The organism is Arcobacter aquimarinus (genome assembly GCF_013177635.1).
Lineage (GTDB): Bacteria > Campylobacterota > Campylobacteria > Campylobacterales > Arcobacteraceae > Aliarcobacter > Aliarcobacter aquimarinus.
This window is the reverse complement of record NZ_CP030944.1, coordinates 1329301-1342543: the sequence shown is the minus strand read 5'-3', so window position 1 is coordinate 1342543 and position 13243 is coordinate 1329301. Positions and strand designations below refer to the sequence as shown.

Genomic DNA, 13243 nt, shown 5'->3' with positions numbered 1-13243 from the left:
TTCTAACTTAAATATCTAAAAAAACAATATTTTTAAAATTTTTATATTTTCTTTTTGTAGTACATTAGATTCTATTGTATTTATTTGTATTAATAAAAATAAACATATGAAAATAACTTATAAAATCCCCTTGATTTAGTATTTTATTGATGGCATAATTATAAAAATAACTAATATTATTGATGAATGAGTAACTCATTCAGCGATAATTTTAAGAGGTGAAATATGGCAAATATAAATGCAGTAATTATTAGAAAACCAAAGTTATATAAAATTCCAACAACTTTAAATCTTGCACATAACTCTGGAATAAACCGAGCTACATATTGGCTTAATGATGGTAAAAATATTATACAAAGTATTAAGTTTAATGATAAAGAAGAAATAGATAATATCTGGGAAAAATGGCAAGAAGAAGCAAAAGCTAGATATAAAAATAATCCATTAAGTAAAAGAACATTAAAAAGTAATGCAATAATTGTTGAAGAGGGATTAATAGTGATTGGAAGTCATGTTCAAGCTACTCAAGAAAATATAATTAATATACTTAATGATTTTATAAAAAAATTTGAAATAGATAATAATACAAAAATATTACATTGGGCTTATCATAATCATGAAGGTCATGAAGAAAATAGAAAAGAAGTAATTAATCGTCATGCTCACTTTCTTTTTGCTAATGTAAATAATAATGGAGTTATGGTTAGAAGAAATTGGAAAAGAGATTATTTAAAAAAACTACAAGATGATATTTTTGAGATTTCAAAAAATTATATACCTAATATTGAAAGAGGAAAAGAAGCTACTTATAAAGAAGTATATATAGATGGTAACCTCGTAAAAATTAATGAAAGAAAACATGAACATCATAGAGTGTTTAGAGAAAAACAAAAACAAGAAGCTATTAGAAATCAATTAATTAAAAATGAAGTACTTGAAGATAAAAAATTAAATTCTCAAATAAATTTACTTCAAAAACAAAATGATGATTTAATACTGAAAAATAAATTATTTGAAATAAGAATTAATGAACTAAATTCATTAGTTTTTAGTGAAAAAAAATATAAAGATAGTGATAATTTTATGCCATATAAAGAACTTATTAATGCTTATATTAGAAAAGATGCTGAAAATGTAAAAAAAATGGTAGAGCAAAATACAATAATAGATAAATTAAGATTCTTTGCAAAACATTTTAAATCTTATAGAGATGAAAATGCTAATTTATCATTATTTATTGATGATTTAAAAAAAGGTTTTGATGATTTAAAAGATATTTATGCAAAAAATAAAGAATTAAATAATGAAATTATACAAATGAAAAATGAAATAGGAAGATTAGAAGACTTATGCTACCGTAAACAAATTGAAAATGATGAAGAAGAAATTGAAGAATTAGAAGAAATTATATATGACCCAACTTGGGATGATGGTTCTTTAATGACAATTGATTTAAACAATCAAAAATAGAGTTTTTATTTAAAAAATAAAAACTTTCTCTTTATATTTCATATAAATATAATTATTCTTACAAAAAAATCTAAGCTTATTCTTCTATATTAGGTACTTTATCAAGAAATCAAACACAAAAAAATACAAAATAAAATAGAAAAACAGTTTTTTTAAATTTCAATACAAACTAGAAAGTTAATTATCCAAATTAGTACAATATAATCCATTTGAAAACAAATTAAGGAGGTAAAGTAAGAGCTACAGAAAGAAAATATCAAGTTGAAAATGGCAGTTTCCAACTTGATCTAAATATCTAAAACCACTAAAAGGAATTAAATAAAATGGATTATAACATAAAGTATAGTGTAGAGTGCTTACTTGGTATTGAAAGAGCCATATTAAGTACACTTATTGCTGATAATAGTTTTGATAAAATTGATGAAAGTTTAAAAATAATAGAACAAAATGATTTCTATTATCAACAACATGGAGTTATATATAATACCATAATTGAGATGTATAAGAATGATAAAAAGATTAATGAGAATACAGTTTTTTTATCAAATCAACAAAATATTAATGAACAATATTACATCGATATTATTACAACAACTCCTCTTACATCAATTACGGATTATTTGAAGCAATTGAAAAAGTACAGTTACGAAAGACAAATGATGATTGTAGCTGCAAAAATCAAAGAAGGTAATTTCTCAAAAATTAATGAGTTACAAGATATTAAAGAGAAGCTTGAAAATATTGAAAATAAAAAAGATTTGAGACAAATAGATGATAAATTTGAAAAATTAATTAGTAGTTTAGATTTAGATATTCAAAAAATAAAAGATAAAAAAATCGAATATCTTTACGATAATTTCATTATAAAAAATGATATTACAATGATAGTTTCAAGACCCGGTATTGGAAAATCTCTGATTTCTATAGCCTTATGTAATATGTTTTTATATGAAGGAAAAATCAAAAGAGTTATGTATCTTGACGGGGACAATTCTGAACTTACAATAAAAACTAGAAATATTCATTTGCTAAAAGAAAAATTTGGTAGTAAATTAAATTATTTTGTTGAACTATCAAGTTCAAATTTAGTTCAAATAATTTCTGAATTAAAAAAGAAAGACTTAACAGATTTTTTAATTGTTTTTGATTCTATTAAGAATTTTATAATAGGTGATAGAAATAATCATAAAGATGTAAGTGATTTTATGAATGTATTAAAAATTCTTCGTAGGAATAATTCTTCAATATTGTTTCTTCATCATCAAAATAAACTAAACAAGGAATTTAACTCAGCATTTGCAGGTAGTAGTGCGTTTATGGAAGATATATCACTTGCCTTTGAGCTTAGGAAAAATGAAGATAAACAAACATATATTTTTATGCCTATTAAGGATAGAAATAATATATCTAACTATATAGCTTTTACATATAATCAGGATAATACACTTATAAAAGTAGATATTGATTATGCATTAGAGACAAAAGAAGAGTTAGAAATTAGGGAATTAATTATTAATTTTATTACAAATGAGGAAGATAAGCCTATTTATAGCGATATTTTAAAATATCTTACTAATGCAGGATTTAATAAAGATAAGGCAAATAAAATTATACAGAATGGAAAAAATAGGTATTGGAAGGCAACGAGAATAGCTAATCAAAACAATAAGTTGGTTTTTGAACTTCTAGATAGTCAAGATAACTCTGATAAGTCTAAATCAGGAGTTTCAATATGAAAAATATAGATAAAGAAAAACTATATGATGTAATGATAAATGCTTTGATTGTAAAATATGGCTTAATATTAACTTCTGCTCAGGTTGCAGAAGTATTAGCTATAAGCACGAGAACTTTAGATGAAAGACGTAAATCAGGTTTTGATTGTCCAGAATATATTGAGGGAAGAGGTAAAAATATATATTATCCTGTTCATAAAGTAGTTGAATTTCAACTATTAAAATCAGAAAAATGTATTAAAACAGTGTTGTGAAGCTAGATATGGGCTAGAAAAGAAGAATATTTTATTCTTCTTTTAAGCCTTTTCTCATCATTTCAACTACTGAATTATCGGCTTTTGTATTAGTAAAAAGTTCAAATGCAAGGACACCTTGATATAAAAGCATATCTTCCCCATCTTTTATTTTGCAATCATTTTCACTCGCAAGAGCTAAAAAAGGTGTAATTTTTCCATAAATACAATCAAAAGCAAAAGAAGCATTTTTAAATATATTTTCAAGCATCTCTTTTGGAGCGGGCAAATATTCATCTTTTAATCCTGCACTTGTTGAGTTTACTACTAAATCATAAATTTCAGGTTTGAAATTTTCCCAAGAAAAACAATTAATTGTATTTTCTTTAAAAAAATCTAGCTTATTTTCACTTCTATTTAATACAGTTACTTTTATATTTTTTGATTTTAGCGCTAAAGCAATAGCTTTTGCTGTTCCACCAGCACCAAGTAAAAGTACATTTTTAATAGTTCCGAAACTTTCAATTGCTTTTAAAAATCCTGGTGCATCTGTATTATAGGCTATTACTTTTCCCTTTTCTAAAATATAAGTATTTACAGCTTTTATTTCTTTTGCTATTCCTCTTACATCATCTGCATTTTCATAGGCAAATTCTTTGTGAGGAACTGTAATATTAGCACCTTTATAATTGTTTTTTAAAAAAATTTCTTTTATTTCATTACCATTTTCTAAATGATGTTTTTCATAAATTCCATCAAAATTTATATGTTTCAATCCCGCATTTTGCATTTGTGGTGATTTTGAGTGAATAACAGGATTTCCAAATATTGCAAATTTTTTTGTCATTTTTTACCTTTATTTTTGAGCTATTAGATTAAAAAGTGGATACTCTTTTTCATTTCTTTCATGTACATAAACTGTATCACAAGAAATGATTTTGAAACCTACATTTTCAAAGATTTTCTTTACATCTTCTTTTTCATATCCAAAGTGTTCAACTCCATCATTTTTATGTTTTTCATGAAAAGTTCCATCTTCTTTTTCTAAGTCATTAATACAAACATAAGCGCCACTTACTAAAGAATCATAAGCTTTTTTTGCAAACATATTTGTATCTTTGATATGGTGCATAGTCATAGATGAGATAAATAAATCATAACTATTTTTTGAAATTTCATCTTCATTCATATTATGTTTTATAGCTTTTATATTGTTGAAATTTAGCTCTTTTACTTTCTCGTTAAACCTATTTACCATACCATCTGAATAATCCATTCCTAAAACACTATTTTTATCTGTACTTAAAGCAAAAGCTATAAATCCAGTCCCACAACCATAGTCTAAAATATTTGCATCTTCTTTTAGAACTACATGTTTTTTTAAGTTTTCTACACAAGCATTCGAACTATCAATACTTGTTTGTTTATTATCCCAGTTTTTAGCAGCTTCATCAAATCTATTCATATCTATCCTTAAACAATTAATCATTAATATTTCGCTAAATTATATCAAAACCTAATAAAGATGAAATTATGAATCAAATTAAATATTACTTTACAAACATAGAAGATGGAAATTTAGCATATCATGTGAATGATATAAAAGAAAATGTGGATAAAAATAGAGAAGCAGTGGCTTTAAAAGTAGGATATAACAATGAAGATTTAGTTTATATGAATCAAGTTCATGGAAATAATGTTGAAATTGTAGATGAAAATAGTTCAAAACTTATAGATAATTGTGATGGAATTATAACAAAATCAAAAAATCTACCTTTGATGGTGATGGTTGCTGATTGTATTCCAATTCTGTTTTTTGATGAAATACAAGGCGTAATAGCAGCTGTTCATGCAGGAAGAAACTCTACATTTCTGAAAATAGCACAAATTACAGCAAATAAGATGATAAATGAATTTGCTTGTGATAAAAATAATATAAAAGTAATTATGGGACCATCTATTCAAAAATGTTGTTATGAAGTAAATGATGAATTAGCACAAATTGTAAAAACTTCATTTGGAGAAGAATTTTGTAAAGAAAATTATATAGATTTGCAAGGAATAAATATAAAACTTTTAGAAGAAGTGGGAATTAAACATATAAATGTTTCAAATATTTGTACAAAGTGTTCAAATGAGCCATTTTTTTCTTTTAGAAAAAATTCTAAAACAGGACGTTTTGCAGGAATTATAATTTTATCTAATAGTTAAAACTTAAAATATAATAATAGATTATATTTAGTTTAAAAAACTTACATAACTTTTACATAACTTGCTTTTTTAAAACTTAAATAATAAAAAAAATTAAAATTCTTTTTATTTAAGTTTCTTTTAGTTACTATTTTTTGATTTTATTAGGAAATAGAAATAAAAAAGGATTAAAATGAGCGTAAAAATTACAAAAAATGAAGCATTAGATTATCATAAATTCCCAAATCCTGGAAAAATATCAATTGCTACTACGACAAAATTAGAATCTCAAAGAGATTTATCTTTGGCGTATTCACCAGGTGTTGCTTATCCTTGTGAAGAAATTGCACTGAATCCTGAATTAGCATTTGAATATACATCAAAAAGAAATCTTGTAGCTGTTATTTCAAATGGAACAGCTGTTTTAGGACTTGGAAATATTGGAGCAATTGCTTCAAAACCTGTTATGGAAGGAAAAGCTGTATTATTTAAAAAATTTGCAGCTGTTGATTCATTTGATATTGAAGTAGATGAAACAAATGTAGATAAATTTTGTGAAATAGTAAAAGCTATCTCCCCAACTTTTGGGGGAATTAATCTTGAAGATATTAAATCTCCTGAATGTTTTGAAATTGAAAAAAGACTTGTAGAAGAACTTGAAATTCCTGTTATGCATGATGATCAACACGGAACAGCAATAATCACAAGTGCAGCTTTATTAAATGCTTCTGAAATGATGAATAAAAAAATTGAAGATATGAAAGTAGTTGTTGTGGGAGCTGGTGCTTCTGCTATTGCTTGTTCAACTATGTATAAAGAACTAGGTGTGAAAAATTTAATTATGTGTGATTCAAAAGGTGTAATTCATACTGGAAGAACTGATTTGAATAAATATAAATTAGATTTTGTAAGTAATACTATTACTAGCTTGGAAGATGCATTTAAAGATGCAGATATGGTTTTGGGTTTATCAAAACCAGGGACTTTTACTGTTGAACATATAGCTTTAATGGCTGAAGAACCAATTGTATTTACTCTTGCTAATCCAACGCCTGAATTATTTCCAGAAGAAATTAAATCAGTTCGTCCAAAAGCAATAATAGGAACAGGGCGTTCTGATTTTCCAAATCAAGTAAATAATGTTTTAGGTTTTCCTTTTATATTTAGAGGAGCTTTAGATGTTCAAGCAAGAAAAATAAATATGCATATGAAAAAGGCTGCTGCTATAGCAATTGCTTCTTTAGCAAAAGAACCACTTACAGCTGATTTAAAAGCTTCATTTGGTGATTTAAGTTATGGAAAAGAGTATATTATTCCAATTCCTTTTGATAAAAGATTAATGATTGAAGTATCTGCTGCTGTTGCTTTAGGTGCTATTGAAACAGGAGTTGCTAAAGTTAAAGAGTTTGATTTAGAAAAATATAAAGAAAAACTAAGAACTTTAATTAGCTAAAACTATCTATTAATTTATAAAATGTTATTATTCGAACTTAAAAAATTAAGCTTGAATAATACATAGGATAAAAATGGAAGAGTATATACTTTTAATTGATACAGAAGATGCGAAAGGACTTGTTTATAATATTTCAAAAGTTCTTTTTGCAAATAATTTAAACATAGAACAAAATGCTGAATATGTTGATCCAGATACTAAAAAATTCTTTATGAGAAGTATCATTTCAGGAAAAGTTTCAAAAAATATTTTACTAAAAGAACTAAAAGAAGTTTTACCAGAAGGTGCTTCAATCAAATTAAATAAAAAAGAGAAAAAAGATGTTGTAATTCTTGCAACAAAAGAGTCTCATGTTTTAGGAGATTTGCTTATTCGTTATGTTGCAGGTGAATTAAATGCAAATATTAAAGCAGTTATTGCAAATCATGATTATTTAAAAGATTTAGTAGAGAAGTTTAATATTCCTTTTACTTGTATAAGTGCTGAAGGTTTAAGTAGAGATGAACATGAAGATAAAATGATTGAAAAAATCAATGAATATGAACCTGAACTTATAGTTTTAGCTAAATATATGAGAATTTTAACTCCTAAATTTGTAGAAACATTTCCTAAAAAAGTTTTAAATATTCATCACTCATTTTTACCTGCATTTATAGGTGCAAATCCATATAAACAAGCTCATGAAAGAGGTGTTAAAATCATAGGTGCAACAGCTCATTATGTTACAAATGATTTGGATGAAGGTCCAATTATTTTTCAAGATGTAGTAAGAGTTGATCATAGTTATTCTTGGGAAGATATGAGAAATGCAGGACGAAATGTGGAAAAAATTGTATTATCAAATGCTTTTGAATTATTATTAAATGATAGGGTTTTTGTTCATGGTAACAAAACGGTGATTTTATAATGTTTAATATAGTTTTACATGAACCAAGAATGCCTGGAAATGTGGGTACTATTGGAAGACTTGCCTTTGCTTTAAATTGTACTTTACATTTAATTAAACCTTATGGTTTTGGAGATATTACTGAAAAAGAAGTTCGAAGAGCAGGGCTTGATTATTGGTTTGAGCTTGACGTTAGAGAATATGAAAGTATTGAAGATTTTTGGGAGAAAAATCCTTTTAATGATAGACATTTTTTTGCAACTACAAAAACAAAACAGATTTACTTTGAATCAAAATTTGAAGTAGGGGATTATTTTTATTTTGGAAGAGAAGATGCCGGACTTCCTCAAGTTATTTTAAATAAAAGTTTAGAAACATGTATAACAATTCCTATGACAAATAATGCTAGAAGTTTAAATTTAGCAAATTCAGTATCAGTTGTATGTTATGAAGCTTTAAGACAAAATTTTAAGGATTTTAAATAATGCCAAAAAAAAATATAGTTGTAGGTGGCTTTACAAAAGAACAAAGAGATTCTCAACTTGAGAAAATAAAAATTAAGTATGAGAAAAAAGGTTATAAATTTTTAGAATATATAGATAATGGTACATTAAAATCTGTTGCTATATTTGAAGTGAGTGATTATATTTTAAGAAAAGAGAGATCTGCTCAACTTATTGTTGCAGGAATAGGTTTTTTAATAATTGCTGCTATACTATATATAAAGTCAATGTAATTGGTTGCGGAAATAGGATTTGAACCTATGACCTTCGGGTTATGAGAAACACGTTCGAATATTGAATAAAAAAAAAGCTATGTTTTTGACATAGCTTTTCTTCATTTTTAATTTAAATCATAAGAATTATTATGAATAATTAATTTAAATTCTGTATCATAATTTCTAACTCTATATTTTATTTTTTTTAGTTCTTCTAATATATTGTTAAAATCATTGTCATATTTGTTATTATTATTTTTTTTGTAAATTTTATAGAACAAATTACCATATCTTGATATTTTTCCAATTATTTCTATTTTATAACTATTGTCATCACTATTACTAGTTACTTCTTTTAAATTATCTAAAATAGTATTGAAATTGTATCTATCATCGTAGCTATCGTTATCTACTTCAATAGTAAAACTAAAGCCTTTTTTTGAATAGTATTCATTTTTGACATTTCTTTCTTTTTTTATTTTTTCGTTATATGCTCTAACTTCTTGATTGTATCTTTCTATTTCTTTTTTTGTTTGTATATATTCTTTTCTTTTTTCTTCTTGAATATAATCATATAAAAAATAAGTAAAACCTATTGCACATAATGAAATTATTATGATTGCTATTATGTTTTTATTATTATTGTCATCATTTAAATTTAAATTTATGTTGTTGTTTTTACTTGTCCAGTCGTTTTTAATAGGCATTTATTTTCCTAGTATCTTGATAGATAACAGTTTTTATATTCACCATATTCATAATTAGAACAACTACCACTAACTATATCACCTTCTTTTAAAGATGTTCTATTTAGTTTAGTTCTAATTCTTCCGTGTTCTTTTGTTGATATAGTAACCTCTACATAATCTCTATAACTGCTTACTCTGTAAATTTCACTACTTGAAAAATTAATTTTATCACTTTTGTAGCTTGTGTTGTTATTTTTATTTTTATAAATTACTTCCGCTTGTAGTAGTGATGATATTAATGCAGTTATTAATATAGTTTTTTTCATATTATTTCCTTATTATAATTTATTTTATTATAACAAATGAAAATAAAATTAAAATTATTTTTTTATTGATTGTTGTTATTTTTCTGATTTAAAATCTACATTTATTTTTACATTTCTGTTTTTATAAATAGGATATCTAATTTTTTTTTGTTCTTCTAAAAACTTTTTCAAAATATCATTAAATTCTTTTGATTCTGATTCTTTTATTATTTCATAATCAAAATTTCCATTATTGTAAATCATAACAGATACGATTGCTTTTAAATTTTTTCCAACTGGTCTCCATGCAGATAATCTATCTGAAATACTAATATAATATTCATTTGCAAAAACTTCTGAAAGTTTTGGATTGTTAAAAATTATTTCTTTTTCTTTGCTGTATAAATTAATTGTTATTAGAAATACAAATAATATTTTAAAATATCTTTTCATTTATCAATCTTCTAAATTCAATATTTCTGCTGAAATTACGTGATAGTAGTAATCTTGTCTTTTTGGTGGAAGTTTTTCTATTTTTTCAATTATTTCTAATTTTTTAGAATCAGTTTTAATATTACTGACTTGATTATTCTTTCCTTGAATATTTAATCCGTTTTGATTCTCTATTTTTTGTATATGGTTTGAGATAGTTTTTTTGTTATCTTCATTATTAAATATTTTGTTTATATCTATTTTGTTTGTTAGACATAAATAAATTATTTGTTTATATGGTATTGTATTTCTTGCTTTATGATTTTGCAGTGATTGTCGACTCATTCCCATTAATCTTGATAAATCGGATTCATTTTCTATTTTTAATTCTTCAATCAAATTATTTATTATTACATCATAGTTTAACATTTTATTTACAAAATCCTTGACTTATTGTAAACTTTTTGTTTATAATACCAAACATATAAAAAATAAATAAGGTTTTATAACCAAAAAGTAAACTTTTAAATTTAACTCGCAACTAGATTATAAGTTTATTCTTTTTAATAAAGCCTTATAAAAAGGGGCATATATGAATAAAATAACAAAAAAGAACACTCAACACAAATTAAATATCGTTTCTGATATTCAAAAACTTACTAATTCTTATTTAGAAAAAGTAAAAAAAATCAACTCTCTGTTTCTTTTATCTTCTCAAAAAGAATCAATCGCAAAAGAGATAAAACAGCTTGAATCTCAAATAGAACATAAATTAAAAATATCATCTATGATGAAAGGTTATTAATTATGTCTAGAAAAAATCAATACATTCCACAATATGAAGATTTCTTTAAATCTTTAAAACTTTCATTGAAAGACTATGGAGATAAATTTAATGTTTCTTACTCTTCTTATTTTGCAGATAAATTAGGTTTTAAATCTTCAAATGCTGAAACTCAATTTAATCAGTTTCTAAATCCAAGTGAAAAAGATTTATCAGTAAGAGAATTAATATTTTTAATAAATATTCTAAAAGAAGATTCTAAACCATTTATTGATTATCTTGCAAAAGAATCTAATTTAATAGTTTCTATTAAAGCTAATAAAATAAATCATTTTGAAGAACTTCACCAAGTTCTAATGAAATTCTCAATTGATAATGGTTTGCTAAATGCTTCATATTTAAAATCTATTCAAGATAAAAAATTTACAAAAGATGAACTTAATGAATTATCAGAATTAAGCTATCAAGCACGTAGTAGATTAAATCAATTTGAATTTATTATAGATGAATTAAAAAAAGGTTGTGAAGATGACATTTAAAACCCTTTTTAATGAATATATAAATATCTTTAAAGATATTCAATCTAATTCGGAAATTGTAAATAAAAATAATAGATTTAAAAATCATATTGAGCCAGTAATAGGAACTATGGAAATAGAATCTATTAAATTTAAACATTGTCAACAAATAGTAAATAATATAATTAAAGTAAAAGAGTTAAGTCCTAAAACTGCTAAAAATGTAAATGCAGTAGTTCAAACTATTTTTAATTATGCTATTAAAAATGAATATACAGAAAAAAACCCAGCTAATCACGTAATTATCCCAAAATTTGATAATAAATATAATATTGATTTGAGCTCTGAACAAATAAAAAGCCTTATTGATAATATCTTAACTTTTGAAAATGATATGTATAGACTTATATTCATTTTTGCTTTACATGGTAGAAGAAAATCAGAAATTTTAAAAATGCAATATTATCAATTAGACTTAACTAATGATATTTATACTATACCACCTCAAAAGAATAAATCTAGAAAATATGATTCTCATGAAATGACTCCTTTACTTGCTAGCGAATTACATTCTTATCTTAAAACAAAAGAAAATATTCAACAAAAAGATTACTTGTTTTTAAATGAAAATACTAATACCTATTTTAAAGATATTAGAAAACCTTTTAATCAATTAAAAGATTTATCAAATATTTCAAAGATGAGATTTCACGATTTTAGACATCTTCTAGGAACTGAATCAATTAAAAAAGGTGTACCCATAGAACATATTAGTCAAGCTTTAGGACATTCAAGTATAGAAGTAACTCAAAGATATATCACAAAAGATGCAAAGATTTCTAAAAAAGTAGTTTCTAGTTTGTTAGATACTTTTGTTTCAAAGGATGAAAAATGAATGAAGAATTAAAACAAAGAATTATAGATGAAATTGAAAATATTATAAATCAAGATAAGGATTGTTTTTATCGTGTTGTTCTTGATATTAAAAGTGGGCATTTTGATTTTCCTCCTGAATGTATTCTTGTCCAATTAGATTTTTTGTTTGAAGAATTAAAAGAAATGATTTTAAAAATAATCTCTGATTTTGAATTAAAAAAAAATATTTAGAGTTCAAACCTAAATATTAAATTACTAATACTAGGGACAACCGTAGGGCGTCAGTAAGCTGAGCAGAGAAAAAACAACCGCAGAAATGTTGCGAGTATTGCGTTCAGGATATTTTTTGCCTTTTCCCCTTAATAGGCTTTTGCCTATGTAGGGGGAAATAAAGCAAAAATTTAGAGTTTCCCATTATGTAGACATTTTAGGAAAAATCAAAGAAAAAACAAAGGTTTTTCTTAAGGTGTTTTCACCTTAACATAATAAAACAAAAAAGGAAAAAAGATGAAAAAAGAAGAGTTACAACAAATAGACCCAACAGAAAATAAAAAGAGTGAAATTGCTTTGTATATGCAAAAAGCAAGGTCAAATAAAGTAACGCTTGGAGCTGATTTGGTTGAATTAACTGAAAATATAGGAAAAGAAATTGTTGATAAAGAAACAAAGAAAGTTAAAACAGATGAGGAAGGTGAGCCACTAAGATATAAATCTAAATATTACGCAAAATTCGATTTCACTGGTGGACAAATTGAGACAGAGATTAAAGAAGCTGATTTTAAATCATTATCGAACAATATAGGTATGCCTTATTATTTAGAAGGAAGAATGTCAGTAGTTAAGATTTTTGGTGAGCAAGTTATAGCTCCAGTTTTCTCAAAATTTGAGTTGTTAGTTTAAGAAAAAGTAGGGGTAAAAAGATTGCCCCAACTCTGGTTTAACAAGGGGGGCTA

The 13243-nt window shown here is 24.7% G+C and carries 19 protein-coding genes; 13 read left to right on the top strand and 6 right to left on the bottom strand.

What is annotated here, in order from left to right; all coding sequences use genetic code 11:
- The first annotated feature begins 225 nt into the window (after positions 1-225).
- The 3 genes from AAQM_RS06640 (at position 226) to AAQM_RS06630 (ending at position 3460) form a co-directional block, all read left to right on the top strand.
- Positions 226-1470 (top strand): hypothetical protein, encoded by a 1245-nt coding sequence (locus AAQM_RS06640; protein ID WP_129095839.1) that lies wholly within the window; start codon positions 226-228, stop codon positions 1468-1470.
- 323 nt (positions 1471-1793) lie between these two features.
- Positions 1794-3206: a DnaB-like helicase N-terminal domain-containing protein gene (locus tag AAQM_RS06635; RefSeq protein ID WP_129095838.1), complete on the top strand. Its 1413-nt coding sequence runs from the start codon at positions 1794-1796 to the stop codon at positions 3204-3206.
- A complete protein-coding gene (locus AAQM_RS06630; RefSeq protein ID WP_129095837.1) occupies positions 3203-3460 on the top strand; it encodes a hypothetical protein in 258 nt (85 codons plus the stop codon). Before AAQM_RS06635 ends, AAQM_RS06630 begins: the two co-directional genes overlap by 4 nt.
- 31 nt (positions 3461-3491) lie before the next feature.
- On the opposite strand, the gene AAQM_RS06625 is transcribed toward AAQM_RS06630, so the two are convergent.
- Both AAQM_RS06625 and AAQM_RS06620 read right to left on the bottom strand, forming a co-directional pair.
- Positions 3492-4286 (bottom strand): shikimate dehydrogenase, encoded by a 795-nt coding sequence (locus AAQM_RS06625; RefSeq protein WP_129095836.1) that lies wholly within the window; start codon positions 4284-4286, stop codon positions 3492-3494.
- Positions 4287-4295: 9 nt separating this feature from the next.
- Positions 4296-4904 carry a class I SAM-dependent methyltransferase gene (locus AAQM_RS06620; protein ID WP_129095835.1) on the bottom strand — a complete coding sequence of 203 codons (609 nt, stop codon included), beginning with the start codon at positions 4902-4904 and terminating at the stop codon, positions 4296-4298.
- Between the two features lie 68 nt (positions 4905-4972).
- Here AAQM_RS06620 and pgeF point away from each other — a divergent pair, with 68 nt between their 5' ends.
- The 5 genes from pgeF (at position 4973) to AAQM_RS06595 (ending at position 8704) form a co-directional block, all read left to right on the top strand.
- Positions 4973-5650, top strand: a complete 678-nt coding sequence (gene pgeF, locus AAQM_RS06615; protein ID WP_129095834.1) for a peptidoglycan editing factor PgeF — start codon at positions 4973-4975, stop codon at positions 5648-5650.
- Between the two features lie 172 nt (positions 5651-5822).
- Entirely contained in the window at positions 5823-7082 is a 1260-nt protein-coding gene (locus tag AAQM_RS06610; RefSeq protein ID WP_129095833.1) for a malic enzyme-like NAD(P)-binding protein, read from the top strand.
- Between the two features lie 73 nt (positions 7083-7155).
- Positions 7156-7989: a formyltetrahydrofolate deformylase gene (gene purU / locus AAQM_RS06605; protein WP_129095832.1), complete on the top strand. Its 834-nt coding sequence runs from the start codon at positions 7156-7158 to the stop codon at positions 7987-7989.
- A complete protein-coding gene (locus tag AAQM_RS06600) occupies positions 7989-8453 on the top strand; it encodes a tRNA (cytidine(34)-2'-O)-methyltransferase (RefSeq protein WP_129095831.1) in 465 nt (154 codons plus the stop codon). Before purU ends, AAQM_RS06600 begins: the two co-directional genes overlap by 1 nt.
- Positions 8453-8704 carry a hypothetical protein gene (locus AAQM_RS06595; protein ID WP_129095830.1) on the top strand — a complete coding sequence of 84 codons (252 nt, stop codon included), beginning with the start codon at positions 8453-8455 and terminating at the stop codon, positions 8702-8704. Before AAQM_RS06600 ends, AAQM_RS06595 begins: the two co-directional genes overlap by 1 nt.
- A 107-nt stretch (positions 8705-8811) precedes the next feature.
- On the opposite strand, the gene AAQM_RS06590 is transcribed toward AAQM_RS06595, so the two are convergent.
- From AAQM_RS06590 to AAQM_RS06575, 4 genes are all read right to left on the bottom strand, one after another.
- Entirely contained in the window at positions 8812-9393 is a 582-nt protein-coding gene (locus AAQM_RS06590) for a hypothetical protein (RefSeq protein WP_171920687.1), read from the bottom strand.
- Positions 9394-9401: 8 nt separating this feature from the next.
- Complete coding sequence (locus tag AAQM_RS06585) at positions 9402-9701, bottom strand: hypothetical protein (protein WP_171920686.1); 300 nt, start codon at positions 9699-9701, stop codon at positions 9402-9404.
- A gap of 75 nt (positions 9702-9776) precedes the next feature.
- The gene (locus AAQM_RS06580) at positions 9777-10133 is read right to left on the bottom strand and encodes a TonB C-terminal domain-containing protein (protein WP_171920685.1); all 357 of its coding nucleotides are present in this window, start codon (positions 10131-10133) and stop codon (positions 9777-9779) included.
- Positions 10134-10136: 3 nt separating this feature from the next.
- A complete protein-coding gene (locus AAQM_RS06575; RefSeq protein WP_171920684.1) occupies positions 10137-10541 on the bottom strand; it encodes a helix-turn-helix domain-containing protein in 405 nt (134 codons plus the stop codon).
- Between the two features lie 163 nt (positions 10542-10704).
- On the opposite strand from AAQM_RS06575, the gene AAQM_RS06570 reads away from it, so the two are divergent.
- The 5 genes from AAQM_RS06570 (at position 10705) to AAQM_RS06550 (ending at position 13190) form a co-directional block, all read left to right on the top strand.
- Positions 10705-10917: a hypothetical protein gene (locus AAQM_RS06570; RefSeq protein ID WP_171920683.1), complete on the top strand. Its 213-nt coding sequence runs from the start codon at positions 10705-10707 to the stop codon at positions 10915-10917.
- Positions 10918-10919: 2 nt separating this feature from the next.
- Entirely contained in the window at positions 10920-11435 is a 516-nt protein-coding gene (locus AAQM_RS06565; RefSeq protein ID WP_171920682.1) for a hypothetical protein, read from the top strand.
- Positions 11425-12309 carry a tyrosine-type recombinase/integrase gene (locus AAQM_RS06560; protein ID WP_171920681.1) on the top strand — a complete coding sequence of 295 codons (885 nt, stop codon included), beginning with the start codon at positions 11425-11427 and terminating at the stop codon, positions 12307-12309. Before AAQM_RS06565 ends, AAQM_RS06560 begins: the two co-directional genes overlap by 11 nt.
- Positions 12306-12521, top strand: coding sequence for a hypothetical protein (locus AAQM_RS06555; protein WP_171920680.1), 216 nt, complete (start codon positions 12306-12308; stop codon positions 12519-12521). Before AAQM_RS06560 ends, AAQM_RS06555 begins: the two co-directional genes overlap by 4 nt.
- A gap of 276 nt (positions 12522-12797) precedes the next feature.
- The gene (locus AAQM_RS06550) at positions 12798-13190 is read left to right on the top strand and encodes a hypothetical protein (RefSeq protein WP_171920679.1); all 393 of its coding nucleotides are present in this window, start codon (positions 12798-12800) and stop codon (positions 13188-13190) included.
- Positions 13191-13243: the final 53 nt, after the last annotated feature.

Coding starts and splice junctions, on each gene's coding strand:
- AAQM_RS06640 (WP_129095839.1), top strand. CDS start 226: ATGGCAAATATAAATGCAGTAATTATTAGAAAACCAAAGTTATATAAA.
- AAQM_RS06635 (WP_129095838.1), top strand. CDS start 1,794: ATGGATTATAACATAAAGTATAGTGTAGAGTGCTTACTTGGTATTGAA.
- AAQM_RS06630 (WP_129095837.1), top strand. CDS start 3,203: ATGAAAAATATAGATAAAGAAAAACTATATGATGTAATGATAAATGCT.
- AAQM_RS06625 (WP_129095836.1), bottom strand. CDS start 4,286: ATGACAAAAAAATTTGCAATATTTGGAAATCCTGTTATTCACTCAAAA.
- AAQM_RS06620 (WP_129095835.1), bottom strand. CDS start 4,904: ATGAATAGATTTGATGAAGCTGCTAAAAACTGGGATAATAAACAAACA.
- pgeF (WP_129095834.1), top strand. CDS start 4,973: ATGAATCAAATTAAATATTACTTTACAAACATAGAAGATGGAAATTTA.
- AAQM_RS06610 (WP_129095833.1), top strand. CDS start 5,823: ATGAGCGTAAAAATTACAAAAAATGAAGCATTAGATTATCATAAATTC.
- purU (WP_129095832.1), top strand. CDS start 7,156: ATGGAAGAGTATATACTTTTAATTGATACAGAAGATGCGAAAGGACTT.
- AAQM_RS06600 (WP_129095831.1), top strand. CDS start 7,989: ATGTTTAATATAGTTTTACATGAACCAAGAATGCCTGGAAATGTGGGT.
- AAQM_RS06595 (WP_129095830.1), top strand. CDS start 8,453: ATGCCAAAAAAAAATATAGTTGTAGGTGGCTTTACAAAAGAACAAAGA.
- AAQM_RS06590 (WP_171920687.1), bottom strand. CDS start 9,393: ATGCCTATTAAAAACGACTGGACAAGTAAAAACAACAACATAAATTTA.
- AAQM_RS06585 (WP_171920686.1), bottom strand. CDS start 9,701: ATGAAAAAAACTATATTAATAACTGCATTAATATCATCACTACTACAA.
- AAQM_RS06580 (WP_171920685.1), bottom strand. CDS start 10,133: ATGAAAAGATATTTTAAAATATTATTTGTATTTCTAATAACAATTAAT.
- AAQM_RS06575 (WP_171920684.1), bottom strand. CDS start 10,541: ATGTTAAACTATGATGTAATAATAAATAATTTGATTGAAGAATTAAAA.
- AAQM_RS06570 (WP_171920683.1), top strand. CDS start 10,705: ATGAATAAAATAACAAAAAAGAACACTCAACACAAATTAAATATCGTT.
- AAQM_RS06565 (WP_171920682.1), top strand. CDS start 10,920: ATGTCTAGAAAAAATCAATACATTCCACAATATGAAGATTTCTTTAAA.
- AAQM_RS06560 (WP_171920681.1), top strand. CDS start 11,425: ATGACATTTAAAACCCTTTTTAATGAATATATAAATATCTTTAAAGAT.
- AAQM_RS06555 (WP_171920680.1), top strand. CDS start 12,306: ATGAATGAAGAATTAAAACAAAGAATTATAGATGAAATTGAAAATATT.
- AAQM_RS06550 (WP_171920679.1), top strand. CDS start 12,798: ATGAAAAAAGAAGAGTTACAACAAATAGACCCAACAGAAAATAAAAAG.